Origin of the sequence: Amycolatopsis sp. NPDC088138 (assembly GCF_044741685.1) — a bacterium.
Taxonomy (GTDB): Bacteria; Actinomycetota; Actinomycetes; order Mycobacteriales; family Pseudonocardiaceae; genus Amycolatopsis.
The window spans coordinates 227,407-246,068 of the sequence record NZ_JBIUTB010000010.1 but is presented as its reverse complement, the minus strand read 5'-3'; the positions used below and the strand labels follow the sequence as shown (position 1 = coordinate 246,068).

20 protein-coding genes are annotated in these 18,662 nt (G+C 68.4%); 4 read left to right on the top strand and 16 right to left on the bottom strand.

All coding sequences use genetic code 11. From position 1 onward, the window contains the following. Window positions 1-99: 99 nt before the first annotated feature. The 10 genes from ACIOD2_RS47400 to ACIOD2_RS47355 form a co-directional block, all read right to left on the bottom strand. Window positions 100-600, bottom strand: coding sequence for a single-stranded DNA-binding protein (locus ACIOD2_RS47400; RefSeq protein WP_400552369.1), 501 nt, complete (start codon window positions 598-600; stop codon window positions 100-102). Window positions 601-1,002: 402 nt separating this feature from the next. Then, complete coding sequence (locus ACIOD2_RS47395) at window positions 1,003-2,046, bottom strand: DUF4192 domain-containing protein (protein WP_400552368.1); 1,044 nt, start codon at window positions 2,044-2,046, stop codon at window positions 1,003-1,005. Between the two features lie 61 nt (window positions 2,047-2,107). Then, a complete protein-coding gene (locus ACIOD2_RS47390) occupies window positions 2,108-2,398 on the bottom strand; it encodes a hypothetical protein (protein WP_400552366.1) in 291 nt (96 codons plus the stop codon). Between the two features lie 341 nt (window positions 2,399-2,739). Beyond that, window positions 2,740-3,774, bottom strand: coding sequence for a DUF4192 domain-containing protein (locus ACIOD2_RS47385; protein ID WP_400552364.1), 1,035 nt, complete (start codon window positions 3,772-3,774; stop codon window positions 2,740-2,742). A 185-nt stretch (window positions 3,775-3,959) separates the two neighbouring features. After that, window positions 3,960-4,397, bottom strand: a complete 438-nt coding sequence (locus tag ACIOD2_RS47380) for a hypothetical protein (protein WP_400552362.1) — start codon at window positions 4,395-4,397, stop codon at window positions 3,960-3,962. After that, window positions 4,390-4,806, bottom strand: a complete 417-nt coding sequence (locus ACIOD2_RS47375; protein WP_400552360.1) for a hypothetical protein — start codon at window positions 4,804-4,806, stop codon at window positions 4,390-4,392. The genes ACIOD2_RS47380 and ACIOD2_RS47375 overlap by 8 nt, the downstream gene beginning before the upstream one ends. Before the next feature lie 156 nt (window positions 4,807-4,962). Next, a complete protein-coding gene (locus tag ACIOD2_RS47370; protein WP_400552359.1) occupies window positions 4,963-5,217 on the bottom strand; it encodes a hypothetical protein in 255 nt (84 codons plus the stop codon). Continuing rightward, on the bottom strand, window positions 5,210-5,443 hold the full coding sequence (locus ACIOD2_RS47365) for a hypothetical protein (RefSeq protein WP_400552357.1): 234 nt from the start codon (window positions 5,441-5,443) through the stop codon (window positions 5,210-5,212). The genes ACIOD2_RS47370 and ACIOD2_RS47365 overlap by 8 nt, the downstream gene beginning before the upstream one ends. A 419-nt stretch (window positions 5,444-5,862) precedes the next feature. After that, window positions 5,863-6,216, bottom strand: coding sequence for a hypothetical protein (locus tag ACIOD2_RS47360; RefSeq protein WP_400552356.1), 354 nt, complete (start codon window positions 6,214-6,216; stop codon window positions 5,863-5,865). An 11-nt stretch (window positions 6,217-6,227) separates the two neighbouring features. Then, the gene (locus ACIOD2_RS47355; protein WP_400552354.1) at window positions 6,228-6,833 is read right to left on the bottom strand and encodes a hypothetical protein; all 606 of its coding nucleotides are present in this window, start codon (window positions 6,831-6,833) and stop codon (window positions 6,228-6,230) included. 229 nt (window positions 6,834-7,062) lie between these two features. On the opposite strand from ACIOD2_RS47355, the gene ACIOD2_RS47350 reads away from it, so the two are divergent. The 3 genes from ACIOD2_RS47350 (at window position 7,063) to ACIOD2_RS47340 (ending at window position 8,338) form a co-directional block, all read left to right on the top strand. Beyond that, window positions 7,063-7,419 (top strand): hypothetical protein, encoded by a 357-nt coding sequence (locus tag ACIOD2_RS47350; RefSeq protein WP_400552352.1) that lies wholly within the window; start codon window positions 7,063-7,065, stop codon window positions 7,417-7,419. 146 nt (window positions 7,420-7,565) lie between these two features. Then, on the top strand, window positions 7,566-7,910 hold the full coding sequence (locus tag ACIOD2_RS47345) for a hypothetical protein (RefSeq protein WP_400552350.1): 345 nt from the start codon (window positions 7,566-7,568) through the stop codon (window positions 7,908-7,910). After that, window positions 7,907-8,338, top strand: a complete 432-nt coding sequence (locus ACIOD2_RS47340; protein WP_400552348.1) for a hypothetical protein — start codon at window positions 7,907-7,909, stop codon at window positions 8,336-8,338. The genes ACIOD2_RS47345 and ACIOD2_RS47340 overlap by 4 nt, the downstream gene beginning before the upstream one ends. 1,020 nt (window positions 8,339-9,358) lie before the next feature. On the opposite strand, the gene ACIOD2_RS47335 is transcribed toward ACIOD2_RS47340, so the two are convergent. The 5 genes from ACIOD2_RS47335 to ACIOD2_RS47315 form a co-directional block, all read right to left on the bottom strand. Then, window positions 9,359-9,559, bottom strand: a complete 201-nt coding sequence (locus ACIOD2_RS47335; RefSeq protein WP_400552346.1) for a hypothetical protein — start codon at window positions 9,557-9,559, stop codon at window positions 9,359-9,361. Next, window positions 9,556-10,254, bottom strand: a complete 699-nt coding sequence (locus ACIOD2_RS47330) for a hypothetical protein (RefSeq protein ID WP_400552345.1) — start codon at window positions 10,252-10,254, stop codon at window positions 9,556-9,558. Before ACIOD2_RS47330 ends, ACIOD2_RS47335 begins: the two co-directional genes overlap by 4 nt. 376 nt (window positions 10,255-10,630) lie before the next feature. Beyond that, window positions 10,631-11,620: a bifunctional DNA primase/polymerase gene (locus tag ACIOD2_RS47325; RefSeq protein ID WP_400552342.1), complete on the bottom strand. Its 990-nt coding sequence runs from the start codon at window positions 11,618-11,620 to the stop codon at window positions 10,631-10,633. Then, window positions 11,617-12,573 (bottom strand): PP2C family protein-serine/threonine phosphatase, encoded by a 957-nt coding sequence (locus ACIOD2_RS47320; RefSeq protein WP_400552340.1) that lies wholly within the window; start codon window positions 12,571-12,573, stop codon window positions 11,617-11,619. Before ACIOD2_RS47320 ends, ACIOD2_RS47325 begins: the two co-directional genes overlap by 4 nt. Before the next feature lie 138 nt (window positions 12,574-12,711). Beyond that, complete coding sequence (locus ACIOD2_RS47315; protein ID WP_400552338.1) at window positions 12,712-14,610, bottom strand: hypothetical protein; 1,899 nt, start codon at window positions 14,608-14,610, stop codon at window positions 12,712-12,714. A 985-nt stretch (window positions 14,611-15,595) separates the two neighbouring features. Here ACIOD2_RS47315 and ACIOD2_RS47310 point away from each other — a divergent pair. Continuing rightward, entirely contained in the window at window positions 15,596-17,392 is a 1,797-nt protein-coding gene (locus ACIOD2_RS47310) for a DEAD/DEAH box helicase (RefSeq protein WP_400552336.1), read from the top strand. A 1,018-nt stretch (window positions 17,393-18,410) separates the two neighbouring features. Here the strand turns inward: ACIOD2_RS47310 and ACIOD2_RS47305 are convergent. Continuing rightward, window positions 18,411-18,626 carry a hypothetical protein gene (locus ACIOD2_RS47305; RefSeq protein ID WP_400552334.1) on the bottom strand — a complete coding sequence of 72 codons (216 nt, stop codon included), beginning with the start codon at window positions 18,624-18,626 and terminating at the stop codon, window positions 18,411-18,413. Window positions 18,627-18,662: the final 36 nt, after the last annotated feature.

Below are 18,662 nucleotides of genomic sequence, written 5' to 3'. Positions count from 1 at the left end.
TGGCATAGGGGAAGGCCGGGGCCAGCCGGCAGGCTGGCCCCGGCCTTCCCGGGGATGGTGTCCGGCCGGAGGGGAAGTCCGGCCGGACACCGGGCTTGATCAGAAGGGCGGCTTGTCACCGGCCCCGGCGCCCGCGCCGACCAGTTCCTGCTCGCCGGCCGGACCCCACGGGTCGTCGACCGGGGCCGCGGGCGTGCTGGTCACCCGGTCCGGGTTCACCGCCGAGGTCGCGTTCTTCGCGTTCTTGGTGACCGTGGCGGTGGCGTAGCGCAGCGACGGGCCGATCTCGTCGACGTCCAGCTCGACGACGGTGCGCTTCTCGCCTTCCTTGGTCTGGAAGGAGCGCTGCTTGAGGCGGCCGTGGACGACGACGCGGGCGCCGCGGGTCAGGGACTCGGCGACGTTCTCGGCGGCCTGCTTCCAGATGGTGCAGCGCATGAACAGCGCCTCGCCGTCCTCCCAATCGCCGGTGGCACGGTTGAAGGTGCGCGGGGTGGAGGCGACGGTGAAGTTCGCGACCGCCGCGCCGGCCTGGGTGAAGCGCAGCTCGGGGTCGGCGGTGAGGTTGCCGATGATGGTGATGGTGGTGTCGCCGGCCATGGTGTGTCTCCCTGGTGCTCGTTGGGGTGTGGAACGCGGCGCAGCCTGAGCACGCGGCGGCCGGGGGTCGCCGTAAGGCGACGTCCCCGGCCTGGCTCATCCGCCCGGCGTGAACCAGCCCCGCGGGGGACCGGTATCGGAGCTCGTCAGGGTGAGGGGGCTGGTTCGCCCGGGCGGATCGGGCCGGGCTTCGGGGACGCACCGCCCCCGGCCGGGGTGTGCTTACCTTCGGGCGATCCACGACCCGGCGAGCCGGGCGAGGCCGCCGCCGGTGACACCGACCCACCGTCGCACCACCACCCATGGCGACCCCGTGTGTGTAGCGGACCGTTGACCGCGGGTCGATGCCCTCGCGCCGAATGTCTCCGGCCGCCCGGCGCGAACGGTGAGGAGGGGTGGGCGTCATGCCTGGTCAGGCACGGGCTCGCTGAGCAGGGTGCGGCGTGCGTCAGCGCTTGCGTTGCGGATCATGTCGTGGACTTTCGACGGTGCGACAGCGAGGTCGAGCAGGTGTGAGAGCAGACGCGCCAGGGGCTGTTCGGGGCCGGTGTGCTCGAGCGCGATCCGCGCGACGGTTCCGTCTCCACGTAGGTAGGCGTACACCGCGATGGTGGTGGCGAGATTGCCCGCGATGGGGTCGCAGCTGTGGCGCCACAGGTGCAGGACCAGGTTCTCGGCGGCCAGGTGCGTCGTGTGGTCGGGCACGGCGAGCAGGGCGTCGCGAAAGGTGGGCACGGCGAAGGTCGCGACGAGATCGATGATGTCGGCATCATCGGCGGGCAGCTCACCGCGCGCGGCGGCCCGGATGGCGGCGTCGGCGCGGGCTAGGCGGACGTGCGCGGCCAGATGCCAATGTTCGTCGATGACGGCGGATTCGACGGCGTCGGCGATGCAAGGTTGCAGACGTGCGCGGAGGGACTCGGCGACGGGGGTGAATCGCCCCGCGAGGGCTTCCCGGCTGGCGGCGATGGAGTGTCCGGCGGCGACGGCGGCCTCCGCGGCCGGCGTCGTCGACGGGTCGGGCAGGACACCGGTGCGGTCGGTGTCGCGGTAGGACCGCCAGCGGGCGCCCTCGGCGACGGCTGGCACGTGCACGAGGTCGACGTCGACGAATCCGTGTTCGGTCAGCTGCTGGATGACGGCGTCAACGTCGGCGCGCAGCGGAAGCGAGTTGCCGCTGTCGGCGGCTTCGTCGACGGTGCGGATGACGACGCCGGTCACGCAGGACACGGGCAGGTCGGCGCATTGCCGGTTGAAGTGCCGCACACAGTAGTCGGCGTGGCCGGTGACGCTGGTGAGGTCGATTCGGGTGAGCGGGCCGGTCCCGGCGGAGCCGTCGTCGTTGGTGAGAGTGGTGATCAGCACGAGGGAGTTCTCGGGGGCGAAGCCGAACAGCGCCGGGATGCTGGCGACGGCGAGGCTGGTGCTGGCGGGTGTGAGCGGCATCGACGAGTGTCCTTTCGGAGATGAGCGAGCACGGGCGGTCGGTGGTGACGGGTGCGGGAAGTCAGCGGCCGGGTTCGACGGGCGGGGTCTGCGCGTGGGCGTGTGCGCGGATGACGCGAATGCTGTGGTCGCGCAGGACTTCGGCGTGGCGGCCGTTGTCGGGCACGTACACGAATGACGTGGGATCGTCGATGTTGGCGGTGGTGAAACAGAGCATGTAGTTGCTGCCCGCGGTGCGGGCGTCGCTGCAGATCTTCTTCGCGTCGGCGACGCTGACGCGCCACAGGACCCGATGGCGGGTGGGGCTGGTGTGCTTGCTGGCGATGAACACCAGCGCTTCAATAGATGACACGGTGAGTCCTTTCTGGATCGGCAGGGGGTTCGGCGCTGCGACCGGCGGTGGCTGGTTCGGTAGCGTGGGACGTGGAGAGAGAGCCGGTGGCGCGGTGTTGTGCTCGGCGCGAACCGCGATACCGGCCCTCGGGGCGGTGTCGCCGGCCGGGTGGGGAAGCCCTGGCCGGCGACACCTGGCTCGAGAAGGTCAGCGGGACGGTCTGCCTGGCAGTGACGGTCGTGTATGGACGGTCGTTCGGTGCCGTTGCGGCGGCTCACCCGCCCCGGATGCGGTCGGTCGCAGGGGGCTAGGCCCACCGGGCCCGGACGGCCGATCGCCTCATGTTCCTGGCTGGAGTGTCAGCTCTCGGCGGAATCGCTCAGTGTTGCTCGCAACTGCGTTGCGACGTCGCTGATGTCGTTGTGCACAGCGGTGAAGTCGACACTCTCGCGCATCCATCGGTGTACCAGCTGGGTGAGCTTTGTCGGGCGCGGACCGCGCTGGATGACGAGGCCGGCGACGCTGCCGTCCTTGCGCAGGTATGAGGTGACGGCGGTCAGAGCGGTCATGGTGGGCGCGTAGCGGGCGGGGGCGTGTCGCCACAGGTGCAGCCACAGCGACTGGGCCGCCCCGCATCGCTGTTCGGTGTCCTGGATGAGGTGGATGTCGCGCAGGAGAAAGCTGGACAGGGCAGCGATCAGGGCGGCGATCTCGTGATGGTCGGTGGGGAGCCGGCCGTGGGTGGCGGCGGTGACCGCATCGTCGATCAGCTGCAGGCGCCGGCGCAGCCGCGGGAAGTCACCGGCGAGTTCTTCGGCCTGGACACCTTCGGCGATTGGGTCGGCCAGGGCCGCGATACTCTCGCGTACGTCGGCAGGCAGGGGTACGAACTGGGCGAGGAAGGCGTCGCGGTTGCTGTAGACGCGGTTGCCTTTGACTACGCGTGCGGTGGTGACCGGCGAGATGGCGGGGTCTGACAGGGTGCCGGTGTGGCCGGTGACGTGGTAGCACGACCAGGTAGCGCCAGCGGTGAAGGAGGGCAGGTGCAGGAGCTCGATGCCGGTGAATCCGGCTTCGTACAGCCGGTCGGTGAGCTCGTCAAGCTCAGCCCGGTAAGGCAGGTCGGCAGTGCCGCTGGTGGTGTCGCGGACGACGACGCCGATGAGACGCTGGACCGGCTGGCCACCCAGTGCGCGGCTGAGATCCGCGGCGACCATCCGTGGGAGCCGCGTGGCCAGGTCGAGGTCGAATCGGGTAGTGCGGCCCAGGCGAACAGTGCCGTCGGCGTGCACGACAGCGGCGACGATCACGAGGGAGTCGGTGGGGGTGAACCCGATCAGCGCGGGGATGGCGGCCAGGAGATCCTCATCGGTCAGGAACATCGGTTTGGGCATCAGGGAACCTCGCTGCCTACAGTGGACGAATTGGTGCGAACGGGAGCGACGTGGCGGTAGCTGGCGGCCCGATCGGCCGCCGGTAGATCGGCGACGTCGCCGGTGCGATCGACGCTGGGTGTCGTCGCAAGGGCTTCCGGCAGAGAACAACTGCACGGCAAAGGGGGACCGGGAAGAGCCAGGAGTCAGCGGCGGAATGCGGTCCGCAGCGTGTGCGCGGCGGTGTGGGCGATCCACGGTGGCGAAGGCCGTCGCGTGTCGTGGCCGATCGCGGGGATGATTCCGTTGACCGCAACGCTCCAGAAGTCCTGCCAGGGGGCGGTGTCGGTGCGTTCGCTGCGGTAGATCACGCGCACGTCTTGCCCGTCGCCGCGCCGGGCGTGCGCGGTGATCCGGATCGCGATACGCATCCGGTTGCGGCGTTGCACGGGCTCGTCGTAGAGCAGCGCGATCGGTGCCGCGGACAGCGCGCGGCACAGCTCGACCAGGACACCGCGAGCGACGTTCCACGCGCCGTAGTCGCCGAGGCTGCCGCGGCGGGGGATGTTGCAGGCGACCGACTCGGGCAGCACGTAGGAGCGGCTCCAGTCGTAGGCGGTGAACCACAACCGATCCTCAGACATGATCGGCCACCGCCCTGTTCGCTTCGGCGAGCGCGCGGTTCAGGCAGTCGTCGGCGGCGCGGCGCCGCTCGGTCTGCAACCGCTCGGGCCAGGTGTGCGCGTCGGGTTCGAGGACTTTCCAGGCGGCGGTGAGGGCGGCGTCGGTGCAGAGCCCGTCGCGCCCGAGGTAGGGGTAGACGGCCTCGACGCCACGGCAGGCCTCCACGAGACCGGAGGGGAAACAGGTGTTCCAGAACGCGGTGATGAACGCGGTCTTGTGCTGCCGGGTGCGAGCGAGGTCGTCAAGCCAGGTTCGGGGTTCTGAAGGGAGGCGGTGGCCGCCGAGTTCGGTTTCGATCAGCCGGCACGCCCGCTCGAATACCGAGTCGGGATCGTCGGACGGTGCGGTGTGGATGGTCGATGTGGTCACGGTTACCTCCGGGTCGGATGCGGGTGTACCCGTCCTTCCCGAGCACACCCGTGGTCCTCGGGCGCCCGCCAGCTCACGCGGCGGGGCGCGAGAAGCCGGCGCCCGAGGGCTCGGGTGTGCTGTGCTGGCGGTGGTCGTCCGCGCCGACCGGAGTGCCTAGCCGCGGCGACGGCCAGGGACGCGTAGGCCGCCGCCGAGGTCCACCTGTTGTCCCAGTGCCTGGTGAACCCGGTGCACGAAGTCGAGCAGGTCGGCGGGGGTGCCCTCGACGGTGACCACCGTGTCGTTGTGGTCATCGGTCAGAACGAGGGCGAAGTCGCCGTCGGCGAGCAGTTCGCGGCCGGCCTCCTCGCCTGGTTGCGCCAGCGTGACGTCGCATCGAGCCGGAATTCCGGCATAGTCGCTACTCATCGTCGGCCTCCTCGGAGTCGCCGTCGGCGGCTGGTGCTGCGGGCGAATCCGCGAGTGTCCGGTGCCGGGCGCGGATGTCCCGTAACGTCTGCGGATCCGGTGCGGGATAGGTGTTCTCGACGACGTAACGGATCACAGTGTCGATCTGGGACGGATCGTCGGTCGCCAGGAGGGCCAGCGCGGCGCGCGCGGTGTCGCCGAGGTGTTCGGCGGCGGCGTCGTGCACGTGCCACTCCCACGTCTGGAAGGTATACCGGTCGTCGGCATCGGGCTGGATGCGTTCGAGGCTGGGCCACTCGTCGGATCCTCGTCGTCCACGAGCGCGTCGTCGTCGATCACGATCAGGTCGTCGCCGTCCCACCGGAAGCGCAGATGGTCGGAGGTGGCTTCGACGGTGACGGCGATCCATTCGGTGACGACGCGACGAAACCGTGGCGTCACCCTGTAGTAGCGGCGGCCGCGGTCGTCGATGACTGCCACCCCCAGTTCGCCGAGCTGGGCCGGGAAGTAGGGCTGGTCGTCGCCGCACACCAGTCCTTCGTCGACGCGGAGAACATCGGCGGGAGGCTGTGCGGCTGGATGTCGTTGGGCATCGGGTTCACCTGCCTGTGTCTGAAGGGGACGGGCGTTGTTGTTGCGTGGGTGTCAGGTGCAGTCCAGGCCGCATCGGCGGCACAGCAGGGCGACGCCGTCGGCCGCGGCCCGGTCGGCCGGGTCCAGTTGCGGTGTACCGGTGGCGTCGAACCAGAGCCCGGTCGAGGTCTGGTCGTCGCAGTCTTCCGGGCGGCCGACCGGCCAGGGCCGGTTCGGCACGTCGATGACGGTGCGGCCCGGGTGGACGTACTCGCGGGTCGCCTCGTCGCGTCCGTGCCAGCGAACCGGTTCGTCGCGGCGGCGCAGGACGCCGAGAGCACGCTCAGCTGTAGCGCCCGCGGGCCGATGAGAGGGGTCGGACCCGGCGGCGTGGCCGAGGACGTCGGGCAGGGAGGCTGCGGGCATCGGATGTCCTTTCAGCGGGCGCAGAATGCGCGGTGAACGGAGCGGACGAATGCGGACTGGGAGCGGCACCACCGGCAGGAGACCGTGGTGGGGTAGCGCAGTTCCGGCGGTGCCGGGGCCCGACCGGGCCAGCGCGCTGGGAAGGATGTGCTGTCGCAGCGGGGATTCCACGGCGTGTGGTGCGTGCCGCGATCGCCGCTGGCCCAGCGCGCGGTGATCGACCAGGTTGGGGAGGTCAGGTCACCGTCGCGGAACCGGATCTCGATGGATTCGACGAGGTACCAGCGATGCCAGTAGCCGCACCAGTAGGTGCCGCCGACCTGGCGCGGGCCGATCGCGTCGAAGACCTCACGCATCCGCTCCCGGTGACGCCGCAGGCGTGCGTCCGCGGCGTCGAGTGCGCGCAGGACCTCCGGCGGCGGTGACCACGGACAATCGCAGGGCTGCGGGTACCACGGTTCAGGCTCGTCACAGTCCCACGTCGAGTCGGTGTCGTCGCGGTCGCTGACCAGGTATTCGCCGTTGCCGCCGCACACAAGGCAGCCGGCGAGGGCCCACAGCCCGCGCAGGTGGGTTGTGCGGTATCCCTCGGGAACGTGGATCGTCGGCTCCGTCATGCGCCCCTCCGTGAACGGTCGGTCGCCGGCGGGCGAGGCCGCCGGTGGTGAACGGGGGCCTCGCGAGCACGGCGCGGCCCGGGCCGACCACCACCGGACGGTGGATCGACACTCGGGCGAGGTCCGGGCCGCGTCGTGCTTTTTTGGTGACCGAGCGCGCCGTGCGGCGTGCCCGGTCCCAGTCGGCTGCCTGCTATTTCTCGTGCGTGGTGGCCAGCGTGGGGACGAAGTGGGCGCAGACCGCCGGTTGGCGTTGCGCCGCGGCGGCGATCACGACGGCGATGGCGTCGTGCAGACAGGTGCGCACGGCGTGGTGGCTGGGGCGGCGCGTCGGGTGGTGATGGACCACGATCGGGTCGAGCGGCCGTTGCCGTTCGCGGTGTTCGCTCGCGTGGTCGCGTTCGTCGACGCTGGAGAGCGTGGCGACGATTCCGAGGTCGTGCTGGAAGGCGATGTGCAGCCGTGCCCGGGAGTGCCTCTGACGCCGACATTTTGGACCTCGGCGGTGTTCTTTCCGCCGTCGGCGAGGCAGTTACGGGCTCGCCGGGAACGCGAGCAGAACGCCGCTGGCCCGCCTGCTTCATAGAAGGGGCCTGGCCTCGTTTCTGGGTTCGCAGCCCTGCCACAGTTTAGCAAACCAGCAGGTCAGGCCTCGATCCGCGCGCGTCAAGCCCTGCGATCCGCCCTGAGGTAGCCTTCACCGCCTGACGACAATCCGACGAGGGGCGGACGATGCCGGTCAACTGGTGGCAGCTAGGACTGACCGCCCTCGTGGGGTTACTTACCGTTGCAGGCGCCTACATAGGGTCACGTTTGGGCGCGAAGGCCAATGATCGAGCAACCAAGCAGCGGGAGCTTGCCGCGCGACGTGAAGAGTGGTGGCGCCGGTTCACCTGGGCGGCCGAGCTGGCCATGGATCAGTCGAAGGCGAAACGGACCGCCGGTTTGAGCTTGATGTTGAAGCTCGCGCGGTCCGAGCTGGCCCAGCAGGACGAGTACCAGCTACTTGACGTGTTTCACCAACGCGTGCTTGATGAGATACTGGACCCGACCGACGAGACAGGGCAGGGCCAATGACTCGATCAAACCGCGTAACCGATGAGCAGGTCGCAGCAGCTCAACTGCGCGTATTTCTAGACGAAAAACGGGGTCGCACCACGCCGGAACTCGTCCGAAAAATCGCCAACTCGTTGCCGGGAGACGAAGTCGTCGGCGTAATGCCCGGCGAGCCCGCAGGCCCTTCACCTTCACCTTCACCTGCGCCAGATTTGACTGAAACACACGAAATACTCCGGCAATTTATTGTGCAGTCCGAAAAAATTCGCCATGAGTTGGCCTCAGGCTCTTACGGTCGCCATACCCCAATCCGCGACGTGCACGACGTCGATGTCGCTCACTTGAATCGCCAATTATTATGGCTTCCCCATCAGGTTAACGAAATGTCAAAACAAGACATGAAGGAAGCTTTCGAAAAAGCGTTGGAGTTGATTGAAAGGGTCGATTAGGACCAGAGCTAGTGGGTGCTGTGTCGATGATGCCATCCACCTGGACTCGTGAGCGCAGTGTGCCGGTTGTGGCAGGGCTTGCACAGTGGCCGGAGCCGGTGCCAGGCGTCGGGGTCGGGCACTCCGCGGTCGACGAGGGATCGGCGGGTGTCCGGGTAGTGGTCGGCCACTGTGGCTGGTCGGCTGCACAGCGCGCAGAGCCGGTGTTCGCGCAGGTACTCGGCGCGGTTGAGCTGCCAGTCGTGGCCGTAGCCGCGCTGGGCCGCGGTGCCTCGCCGCTGGTCGCTGTCGCGGCGTTGCTCCCGCAGGCAGTGCGGGCAGGGGCCGGGCGGGATGGTGGCTCGGCAGGTTGGGCAGACGCGGGGCGAGCTGGTGGGTACGGCCGTGGTCCTTGGGTGGTGGTCAGCGGCGAGGGCTGCACAGCCCGGACATGAATGGGCTTCGGTCAGGTCCCCTTGGTTGACGAATGGTGACGTCGAGCGAACCGGCTCCTGGTGAAGCCCTCGCCACTGCGTGCGGTCCTCGCCCGTGCCGTTCGAGTTCCGCGACCCCGTGCACCCCTGGCCGGGCGTTGGGCATAGGGGTGCTTGCTGTGCACGGTAGTACAGTCACGGCCGGGCTCGCCACCCGGCCCGGTCACGAATCCCTTGTCATATCAGGGTTTACGGTCTTACCGACGCGGTTCTGACGGCGCACGGCGTGGTACGCGAGCACGTCGGCGACCCGGTACCGGAGAATCCGCTGTGTCCACTGTGGGCAAACCTCGGCGGCGCCACTGGCGGACGGTGTCGGGCTGGACGTCGCACAGGTCGGCCACTTCCTCCATCGTGAGCAGGTCGTCGTGCCCGAAGGTCATCGGGCGAGGCGTCACCCAACCCTGGCCAAGTTCCCGGCAGTGGCCGTCGAGTTCGGCGCACGCCTGGGCGTCGGCGCGCAGCAGGGCCTCGCGGTAGGTGCGGGCAATCCGACGCGCCCGGTCCAGCGGGCTGTCACCGGGCCACGGCCACGGGTCGGCGCGCTTCATGATCCGGCCTGGTGGTCGTGGATCTGGCGAGCGAGGTAGACGTTGAGCAGCCCTTCGTCGGCCATTGTGGCCAGGTCTTCGCGGGCTTGGTCCGCGAAGTCATGCCAGGTCAGATGGTCGGCCTGGTACTCCAGCGAGTACCGGCGGAACGCGTTTTCGGCGAGGCAGTGCACGGCCAGCCCGTACAGGTCGGTCACGCCACTGTCTCCTGACGGTCGCCGAGCAGTGTGCAGGACCGCTCGTACTCCTCCCAGGTGCACCGCTGGCCGCAGACGCCGCACCGGATGACGTCGTCGCCGTCGGCCCGCTGCAGGGCGCGGTACTCGCAGCGCGGGCACGGTTCGGGCAGGTTATGGACCAGCCGCAGTTGCCCGGTGACGGCGCGGACGCGGTGGCTCAGGTCGAGCAAGATGACTGCGCCGTCGAGGCCGTCCCGGTCGAAGGTGGTCCACTCGTCGAGGATCCAGCCGGTGTGGACGACGCCGCGCAGGGCCAGCAGCACGCTGATGGAGTTCTCCAGCAGCCGCGCGGCCCGTTCCAGGACGGGGCCGGGCCGGCTGTCGCGCGCGGCTTGGGTGTCCCAATCGACGCGCAAGACGTCGGCGACAGATTCGGCCCAGCACTGGGCTTCGTGCAGCAGGGCGGCTTGTACCGCCTCGATGCTCAGCGAGATGGGGACCGGCGGTTCCCGGGTTCCGGCGACGAGCTGGCGCAGGCCGTCGCGGGTTCCGGCAAGCGCGGTTTCGAGGTCGAGGTAGTCGCGGGGCAGGTCGGTGATGGCTTGGCGCAGGTGGCGGGTGCAGGCATCGCACAGGCCAGCCGTCGGCGGACGGCTGGCCGAGGTTCCAGTACGCGGTCGCGGTGTGGCCTTCTCGACGGACAGCGGGATCACGGTGTGGGTCGATCGCGGTGTCGACGTCCGGGCCAGCCGGTGCGGTGGGTTCGGTGTCGCGCGGGCGGACGTCGGTTTTGTGGATGGTGAAACCGGAGCCGGGGCGTTCGCCGGCGATGGCCAGGTACATGCCCTGGTCCTGCACGACTGTGCCCGGCTGGTGCGGCCCGTCCCAGGCGAATTCGACGCGGTCGCCTTCGGCGTAGCGGTGCTGGAGCATCGGCAGCCAGCCCGCGGGAATCAGGTGGGCGTGAATGAGGACCTTTTCCAGGTCGGTGCTGTCCGGTTGCCGCTGCCAGAGCCAGACCAGCTCCGGTGTGGCGGGGGTAGCGACGGGATCCGATGACGCGGTGTCCTGCATGGCGGGTCTCATTTCTCAGCGGATGGCAAGTCGCGCCCGGGGCGCCGGGCGGTCGGTGAGGATGCGGGGGTTGTCGCGGCCGGCGGCGATGCCGTCGCGGATGGTGGTGGTCAGTTCGCGGGCGTCGAAGTCGGCGACGCCGAGGTGGTGGCGGGCGGCGTCGGTGAGGTGGTGGGTGATCGCGGCGGCGCTGATCCAGCCGTTGCCGTGTAGTTCGCCGAGGGCTGCTGCGGCGGCGTAGACGGTGATGTGGCGGTGGCCTTCGGTGGCGGTGGCGACGTTGCGGCACTCGGCGGTGACGGCGGCCTGGACGTAGGCGGTGACCCGGCGGCTGGTTGTCGGCAGCGGTGGCGGCGGATCCGCGGGCAGCGGCGGTGCTGGTGGCGGGGTGAGGGCGGTGACGAGCCACCTGGGCAGGACGGCGACCGGGAGGTCCCAGGCGACGGTGTAGGGCACCGGCACGCCGCGGACGACGGCGACGGATCCCGGGGCGGCGATGAGCGCGCCGGGGCCGCGGGTGTCGACGTGCCAGCCGAGCCCGCGGCCGCGGGCGCCGACGGTGCTGCGCAGCCGTGTTCCGGGCGGCCGGGAGAAAAACCGGTGTTCGCCGACGCGGGGGGTCGCGACGGTGAACGTGCCCACCGGGTCGGGTTCACCGGCCCGGCGCGCCAGCAGGGCGAGGACGTCGCGGCCGTGGGTGACGCCACGGCGCGCCCAGTGGATGGGGATCGGACCGTGGGCGGCGTCGAGGTCGAGCACCAGCAGCCCTGCGGGCCCGCAGGCGATGCCCACGTTGTGCAACGGATGACGTAACCACCAGCGGCGGATGCGTTCGGGATCGCAGGTGGCGCGCTGCTGCCAGTCGGCAATGGCGGGCCGTTTGCTGCGCGGGGCGAGCGGGAAGACCGGCCACCCGCGCCTGGCGGCGTCCAGCGCAGCGCCGAGCAGGCCGGAGGTGCCGGTGACGAGCGTGGCCGCCTGTGCGGCCGTCGTGGGAGCGTTCATGGCACCAGCTCGGCCGCGACCGGGGCCGGGACGGGGTCGATAACGATGGCGGCGGCGTTGTCGGTGCCGCCGAAATATCGTGCGGCGAGCGTCAGCCGGTTCGCGCACGCGGCCGGGTTGCGGAACGTGCGGCACGCGCGGGTGAGAGAGGCGTGCGGGACGGGTTTGTGGGCGCCGTCGCTGGTCAGCAGCAACCGACGTCGCGGCCCGGCCGTGGTGATGTGGCCGAGGGAGTCGTGGTCGGCGGTGGCCACGGAGCTGGTGACGACGTTGTCCCGCCGGGCGGCCAGCTGTTCAAGGTCCTGCGGCCGGTCGCGGTAGCGCTCGGCGAGGGCGTCGCGCAGCTGCTGACCTTCGGTGTGGTCGAGGGTGAGCTGGGTCAGCACGTCGGTGTCGGGGTCGTAGTCGTAGGCGCGGCAGCCTCCGACCCACGCGATGTCCCACCCGCCACCGTGCTCGGGCGGGAGTGGGGCGGCGACGACCATGACGGTGTCGCCGTCGTGGACGGCGGCGAGGGTGCCGGTGGCGGCGAGCAGTCCGGCGACGGCGCCGCGGTCGGCGGCGACGTAGGCGGCGGTCGCGGCTGCGCTGCCCGCGGCGTGCGCGGCGAGCAGGGAATCGCCGATGCCGTCGGCCAGGGCCCAGCCGTGGCGGGCGCCGACGAGGGAGACGTGGGTGCCGGTGGCGTCGGCCTGGTGGGTGCGGCCGCCGATGCGCAGCGCACTGCCGGGCAGGTAGGTGGGGTGCTCGGCGGCGTAGCGGCGGTGGTGGCGGGCCAGGGCGCGGGCGTCGCTGTGGGATTCGGCGATTTCGGCCCAGCCACACCGGCAGGTCGCATGCGTCCAGCAGGGGCCGGGCGGCAGCGGGGCATACGGCCAGACGGGGTGGTGCCCGGCGGCGTAGGTGCTGGTGCGGTGGATGGTGTCGAAGATCGGGGGAAGGTGCGGATGCATCGAAGGGACTCCGTTCACGCGCGGGGCTGGCGGCGAGCCCGGCGGGAGGCGAGGACGACGGGGCAGGAGCTGGGGGCGGGTCCGGCTGTAGCGCTCGGGCCCGCCCCCTGCGGGGAACCGGGTGCAGTGCGGTCCGGGCTACATCGCGGTGCCGATCAGCTCCGCGGCGGCCTCGGTGTCCTGCTCGACCGGTTCCTGATCGGTACCGCTGCCGGCCGCGTCAACGGTGTGGTCGGCCGCCGTGTCGCTCTGGACGTCCGTGCTCGCGTCGTCGACGTCGTCGACCCCGGCGGTGGGCTCGACGGTGGAGTCCTCGATCTCGGCGTGATCGGAGTCGTTGTCGTCCGGGGCCTCGGCACCGTCGACCTCGCCGCTCTCGCCGGTCGTACCGCCGTCGGTCGGCGCGTCGATGGCGAGGTCGCCGAGCTGCGCGGCGATGACCTCCTGCTCGGTTTCCGGGTCGATCACCTTCCGCTCGATGTTGGAGGCGGGGTAGCCCCAGCTGATGATCGCGGCCATGTACGCCCGCGCCGAGCCCCACGGGCTGCGCCAGGTGTTGAGGGAGAGGTCCGCCTCGATCGCGCAGAGGGTGAGGACCAGGTCGTAGAGGGTGGCTTTCCCGGCGGTGGGGGCCTTGGCGATCTTGGCGGTCAGGTCGGCGAGCGTGGCTCCGTCCCGCAGGCCGAACAGTGTCATGGCCAGCGGGTGGTTGCGTTCGAAAGCGCGCCGCAGCGCGTAGCCGCCTTCGGCCTTCTGCAGAGCGAGGAACAGCTGCGCGCCCTTGGGCGCCGTACCGCGCCGCACCAGCCCGGCCAGCCACTCCCGGCGCGGCACCCCGGAGGCGTCCCAGTCCTTGTTGTTCTGGATCACCCACTTGCGGATGATCGCCGCCTTCTTGCGCTCGAGTTCGGCGGCAGCGTGGGCGGCGCGCGCGGCCGCGACCTCATCGGCCTGCTCGGTGGCGTCCCCGGCGGCGTCCTCGTCGTCGGACGACTCGTAGTCGACGGAGGTACCGGTGCTGGCGGGCACGGGGCTGAAGTCCGCGCGGCCGGCCGGGGCGTAGCTGAGGGCGTGACCGTGGGCGAGGAAGTCGGCGCAGCCGTAGACGGCCACCGGGATCTGGTTGCCCTGCTCGTCGTGGTGGTCGGTCTCGATCCAGGCGCCGTGTCCCGGGCAGGACGCGTGATCCTCGGCGCTCAGTTCCGTGTGGGGCTCGTGGCCGGGGGTGGGGCGCAGCCGGTCCAGCGTGCGCGCGTCCCCGTCGTGCCCGGGCAGGTTCTCGTCGAAGATCGTGACGCCCGCGGCGGTCATTTCCTCGGTGAGGTCCTCGGTCAGGGCCGCGAGCCGCTGCTTGTCCGCGCGTTCGGTGCGCTTGCGCTCGGCGAGCTGGGCGAAGTTGTTCGGCGCCGTCCGCGCGGTGAGGATGAGTTCCTTGGCCGTGTCGGTGTCGCCGGCTTCGTCGAATTCGGCGATGACCGCGGCCTGCAGCAGGTCGAGCTCGTAACGTTCGCTGGCTTTGAGCGCCAGTTCGCTCTGCCCGGCTTTCAGGACGTTCTCGACGTAGGTCTTGCCCTGCTTGCCTAGTGCGAGCTTGCGGGCGATCCCGGCGGGCTTGAGGTTGAACGCGGCGAGCTGCTTGAGGGCGCGAGCGGTGTCGGCCAGGGTCAGGGACCTGCGCAGGGCGGGGTCGTTCTCGATGAACTGGTTGACGATCCGCTCGATGGTGGCCTTGCGCTCGTCGGCCGGCGGCGGGGTCTTCATCCAGACCGGCACCTTGCAGCCGGCTTCGCGGGAGTTGAGGACGCGGCGCTGGCCCTCGGTGACCACGATGGCGCCGGTGTCGTAGTCGCGGTAGCCGTTGACCGCGGTCTTCACGCCGTGGGTCTTGAAGTTCGCAGTGGTGTCCACGTCGGCTTCGGCGTTGTCGGTGCGCACGTTCTCGGCGAGCAGCACCTTGTCCGGCTTGACCCAGACGATGGTGTCGATCTCGGCGTCCCACGTCGCGTGCAGCGCCGCGCGCTCTTCTTCGGACAGCACGTCGAGCGGGGTGCCCTCGACCTTGCTGGAGGAGGACGTGTCGTCCTCGGGGATGGTGTGGTCGGTGGAGGAACTGTCCAGGTCGGACGCGGGGGGGGTCGGTTTCCGTTGTGGCCGTGGGGTTGTCGGTGTCGCGATGGGTCGGCAGATCTATCGTGCTGGTCACGAAGGTGCTCCTTCACACGGGCCGGCCGGTCACCGGAAACGAATCCGGTGACCGGCCATGAACCCCGTACCACCTACTTCTCCATCACCGCGTCGCAGTAGAGAAGAAGCGGAGTGCGGGCGTCCCGGTCGGGACGCACTCGCCCAAGCGGAGCCGCCCGCGTCGGCGGCAAGCCCGCCCCTTTCTGCCCATCCGCCGCAGACGTCGTGATCGGGCGGGCTTCCGCTGGCGCCAGGCTCCGCTAGAGTGCGTCGGCCCGACCGTGACACCCGCACCCGCTTTCACAGCGCAGCAACACTTTCCGCGTCCGTCTGCCTAGCCCTACTGCGGCGGGCGTATCGCGATCTAGTTCTCGCGGTCCTCATCTCTTGATGCAACTCACCTCGGAGCCGGATTCCGCAGCAGGCTCAGCATCCCGCTGCGGTGGTAAAGCGTCAGCCAGATGTCGGCGATGTCCGGGCGCGCCCGGACATCCAGGCCAGCCGCAGGCACCGCGCAGCGGTCCGGGGAGTAATCCCGGCCCCAAGCGTGTCTTCGATCGCTGTCGCAGTGCGCGTAGGTCGAAATTGGCGGCCGACGGCAAAGATGGTAAGAAACTAACGTTATTGGTAGTGTGATCACACGAAAGTTGATGGCATCCTGTAACGCTGAGTGGCTATCCTGACGATGATCTAGCAACGGCGTTACACGATGATGTGGCGCAAGGTGAGCGATAAGCGTGGGCTGGCACTTGAGCGGCGACGCTGCGATTGGCATGCAGTCAGTCTTATAAGTGTGTTTTTGCTAAGTGGGCGACCTGTTGCTCATCTGGAGGTTTAGGTGAAAATTGATCGCTATGCGACACTCGAGCCGCATGTCGCTGATAACGAGGCGCTACGGGAGCCGCAGAGACTGGCTTATGAGGAGATTGTCTCTCATGACTTTTCAGCGCCGGACGGGCGCGAAGTCGGCATCGTTCTACCTGTCGGCTGTGGAAAGTCAGGCTTGCTAGCGCTCGCTCCGTTCGCCGTCGCGTCGAAGCGGACACTGCTCGTGGCACCAAACCTTAACATTGCTGATCAGCTGAACTCTGATCTTACTCCGTCGAACCCAAAATACTTCTACTTAAAACGTAAGGTTCTGAGCGGATCTGAGTTTCCGGAGCCAGCGGAAATTCGTGGAACGGCGACCAATTTCACTGATCTGGTAGATGCTGACATCGTCATCACCAACATTCAGCAGCTGCAGCGGGATGGCAATACTTGGCTGGCTCAGTTCGAGGAGGATTTCTTCGACCTTATCCTGTTCGATGAGGCTCATCACAATGTCGCGGACAGCTGGGAAGGTCTTCGCGCCAAGTTTCCGGCAGCTAAGATCATCAACGTTAGTGCCACGCCGACGCGTGCGGACGGTCGCAAGATGACTGGCAACATCATCTATAGCTACCCCATCTCGGAGGCGGTCAAGAACGGCTTTGTCAAGCGGGTGAACGGTCGTCGGCTTAATCCCGGCACGTTGACCTACGTGCGCCGGGACGGTGAGCAGGAGACACTTGTTGGCCTCGATGAGGTGCGGCAGCGCGGCGAAGTGGACGCAGACTTCCGGCGAAGCATTGTCAGCTCGAAAGAGAGTTTGGTGACGATCGTTTCGGCTTCGATCCGCAAGTTGGAGCGGCATCGCGAGGCCACTGGCGAGAAGCGCCTGAAGATCATTGCCTCGGCTCTCAACATGGAGCACTGTATCCAGATCGTTACCGAGTACCGTGCGCGTGGCCTGCGGGCTGACTACGTGCACAGCAAGCAAGAGGGGCCAGTCAACAAGAGGGTCTATCAGAAGCTGGATAACCACGAACTGGACGTCATTGTTCAGGTGCGAAAGCTTGGCGAAGGTTTCGACCACCCGTATCTTTCGGTGGCTGCGGTCTTCAGTATCTTTGCCAACCTTGGCCCGTTCGTGCAATTCATCGGGCGGATCATGCGGGTCATCCCTGATGTTGAGCCAAGCGATCCGGTCAATGACGGTTTTGTCGTCTTTCATGTTGGCGGAAACATCACGGGGGTCTGGCATGACTTCGCAGCTTTCGCCGAAGCGGATCAAGAATACTTCGCTAACCTGATCGACGAAGACTTGGTCGAGTCGGCGGGTGGTGGTAGCGATGGCAGTCGGCCGAGGCTCATTGACGACAGCCCTGATCCGGTCGTGACGGCACAGTCGGGCGTCACGCTGGAAGACATCGCGCTGCTGCAGGTCAGCACCGAAGTTGCGGACGCGCTGAGGGTTCTGGCGCAGAACGGCGTGACGACTGGCCGGGAGTTCGATGAGCTCGTCACCGTTCCGCCGACGAAGCAGGCTATGCGGCAGGCGAAGCGGAAGAAGCTGGATGACCTGATCAAGCTGCAGGTGGGGAGGATTCTTGGCGCGCGTGAGCTCTCGCCCCAGGGGCGCAAGCTTGACAAGACCAAGCGTGGCAAGACCAACTTTGAAGTCCTAAAGGGCGCTATTGATGTTGCGGTCAATAGTCGAGTGCCGAGCGGGGCTGTTAAGCGTAAGGATTTCACTAGCGACGACCTTGACTATCTGATCGAAAATCTGCCCGCGATCAGTGACGGCATTGAAGAGGAGTTGTTGCGTGGGTAGTCAGAAATCGCTCCTGCGAAGCCTTCGCGTCAGCCGGTCCGGCAAGCGGCACTCGTGTCGGAGTAATCAACAACACGAATTGCCCAAAGATGTCGTGATGCTCGTAGTAAAGGACGATAGAGACAATCACTATTGCGCCGATTGTGCTGCCAAGTTCATCGCGACTGCTCGGCAGAAGCTGAACGACCTAGAGGCCGCGCTGGCTGCGGGGTGACAGCGCATTAGTGCCGCTCAAGGTAGTATCGACGATGTCCTCGCGCCGCCGCCCACCAGGGCGTAGTTGGATGCCGCCCCTGAGCAGGTGAGCTCGGACCTGCGGCTGACCTAACGAGCTGGATCAGCCATAGAGCCAGTTCATCGAGGTGGCCGGCGTCGGCGTCGGCGGCGGACGGCAGTGCGGCACCCCGCACGATGATCGCGGCATCCGCAGGCGCCCGGGTCAGGAGTTCAGCGATGACGGCGTCGGCGCCGAGATCGGCGGGATCGATGACGAGCGGCAGGGCCGAATCGCCGGGGTAGGTCCGCGTGCCGGCCGGCGACGCGTTCGGTCATCGCCGTGCTCCCGGCCTGGGCGGCGGAGCGGCCGGTGGCCATCGAGGCGGCGCTGAGTCAGCACGATGGCTCGGTCAGTTCGGCTGGGTGGGGCGCGGTCGGACTTCCGAGGACAGGTAATGCTAGAAGGAGGCTGGCCAGGGCGGCGTGGCGTGTGCGCTGACCCGGCCACCCAAAGCCGGGTAGCCGGTCGGTGACGGCTCGCGGTCGTGCCCCGCAGCGGGCGCCATGCGTGTCGCACGCCGGGGACCCTGGCGGGATGAGACCGGGGTCAGGCGAGGTCGAAGAGCTTGTGGCCGGTGACGGCGCTCCACTGCTTGTCGAAGGAACTACGTTGCTTGTCCGCTGTTGCAGCCAGCGTTGCTCCGATGAAGTGCGCGACCCGAGGATAGGTCGACGACGGTATCTGGCCGCGTAGCCACAATCGCCCGGCGGAGTCGGCGGGCTCCCCGGCGTGGTGGCGCAGCTATCGATCGGCGGCGGCACGGCTTCCGGTGAATCGGGCCCGGGCGGAACCCCAACCGGGCCGCTTGCGGGCTGGGTCGTTGCCGCGGGGGAAGAACAGGCAGCGGACTTCATAGACCGTCCACTGTGCGCTCGCGAGGCGGTGCTCGAACTCGGCTAGGACGGTGTCGATATGATGCTCGACGAGACGGTCATGCAGGCTGAACTTGCCAAACATCTTTGCTGCGCGGGTTGAAGAACAGTGCGCGGTACT

What these genes read in the sequence shown, in the direction of transcription:
- ACIOD2_RS47400 (WP_400552369.1), bottom strand. Translation starts at nt 600, where the DNA reads ATGGCCGGCGACACCACCATCACCATCATCGGCAACCTCACCGCCGAC.
- ACIOD2_RS47395 (WP_400552368.1), bottom strand. Translation starts at nt 2,046, where the DNA reads ATGCCGCTCACACCCGCCAGCACCAGCCTCGCCGTCGCCAGCATCCCG.
- ACIOD2_RS47385 (WP_400552364.1), bottom strand. Translation starts at nt 3,774, where the DNA reads ATGCCCAAACCGATGTTCCTGACCGATGAGGATCTCCTGGCCGCCATC.
- ACIOD2_RS47380 (WP_400552362.1), bottom strand. Translation starts at nt 4,397, where the DNA reads ATGTCTGAGGATCGGTTGTGGTTCACCGCCTACGACTGGAGCCGCTCC.
- ACIOD2_RS47370 (WP_400552359.1), bottom strand. Translation starts at nt 5,217, where the DNA reads ATGAGTAGCGACTATGCCGGAATTCCGGCTCGATGCGACGTCACGCTG.
- ACIOD2_RS47360 (WP_400552356.1), bottom strand. Translation starts at nt 6,216, where the DNA reads ATGCCCGCAGCCTCCCTGCCCGACGTCCTCGGCCACGCCGCCGGGTCC.
- ACIOD2_RS47355 (WP_400552354.1), bottom strand. Translation starts at nt 6,833, where the DNA reads ATGACGGAGCCGACGATCCACGTTCCCGAGGGATACCGCACAACCCAC.
- ACIOD2_RS47345 (WP_400552350.1), top strand. Translation starts at nt 7,566, where the DNA reads ATGCCGGTCAACTGGTGGCAGCTAGGACTGACCGCCCTCGTGGGGTTA.
- ACIOD2_RS47340 (WP_400552348.1), top strand. Translation starts at nt 7,907, where the DNA reads ATGACTCGATCAAACCGCGTAACCGATGAGCAGGTCGCAGCAGCTCAA.
- ACIOD2_RS47325 (WP_400552342.1), bottom strand. Translation starts at nt 11,620, where the DNA reads ATGAACGCTCCCACGACGGCCGCACAGGCGGCCACGCTCGTCACCGGC.
- ACIOD2_RS47320 (WP_400552340.1), bottom strand. Translation starts at nt 12,573, where the DNA reads ATGCATCCGCACCTTCCCCCGATCTTCGACACCATCCACCGCACCAGC.
- ACIOD2_RS47305 (WP_400552334.1), bottom strand. Translation starts at nt 18,626, where the DNA reads ATGTTTGGCAAGTTCAGCCTGCATGACCGTCTCGTCGAGCATCATATC.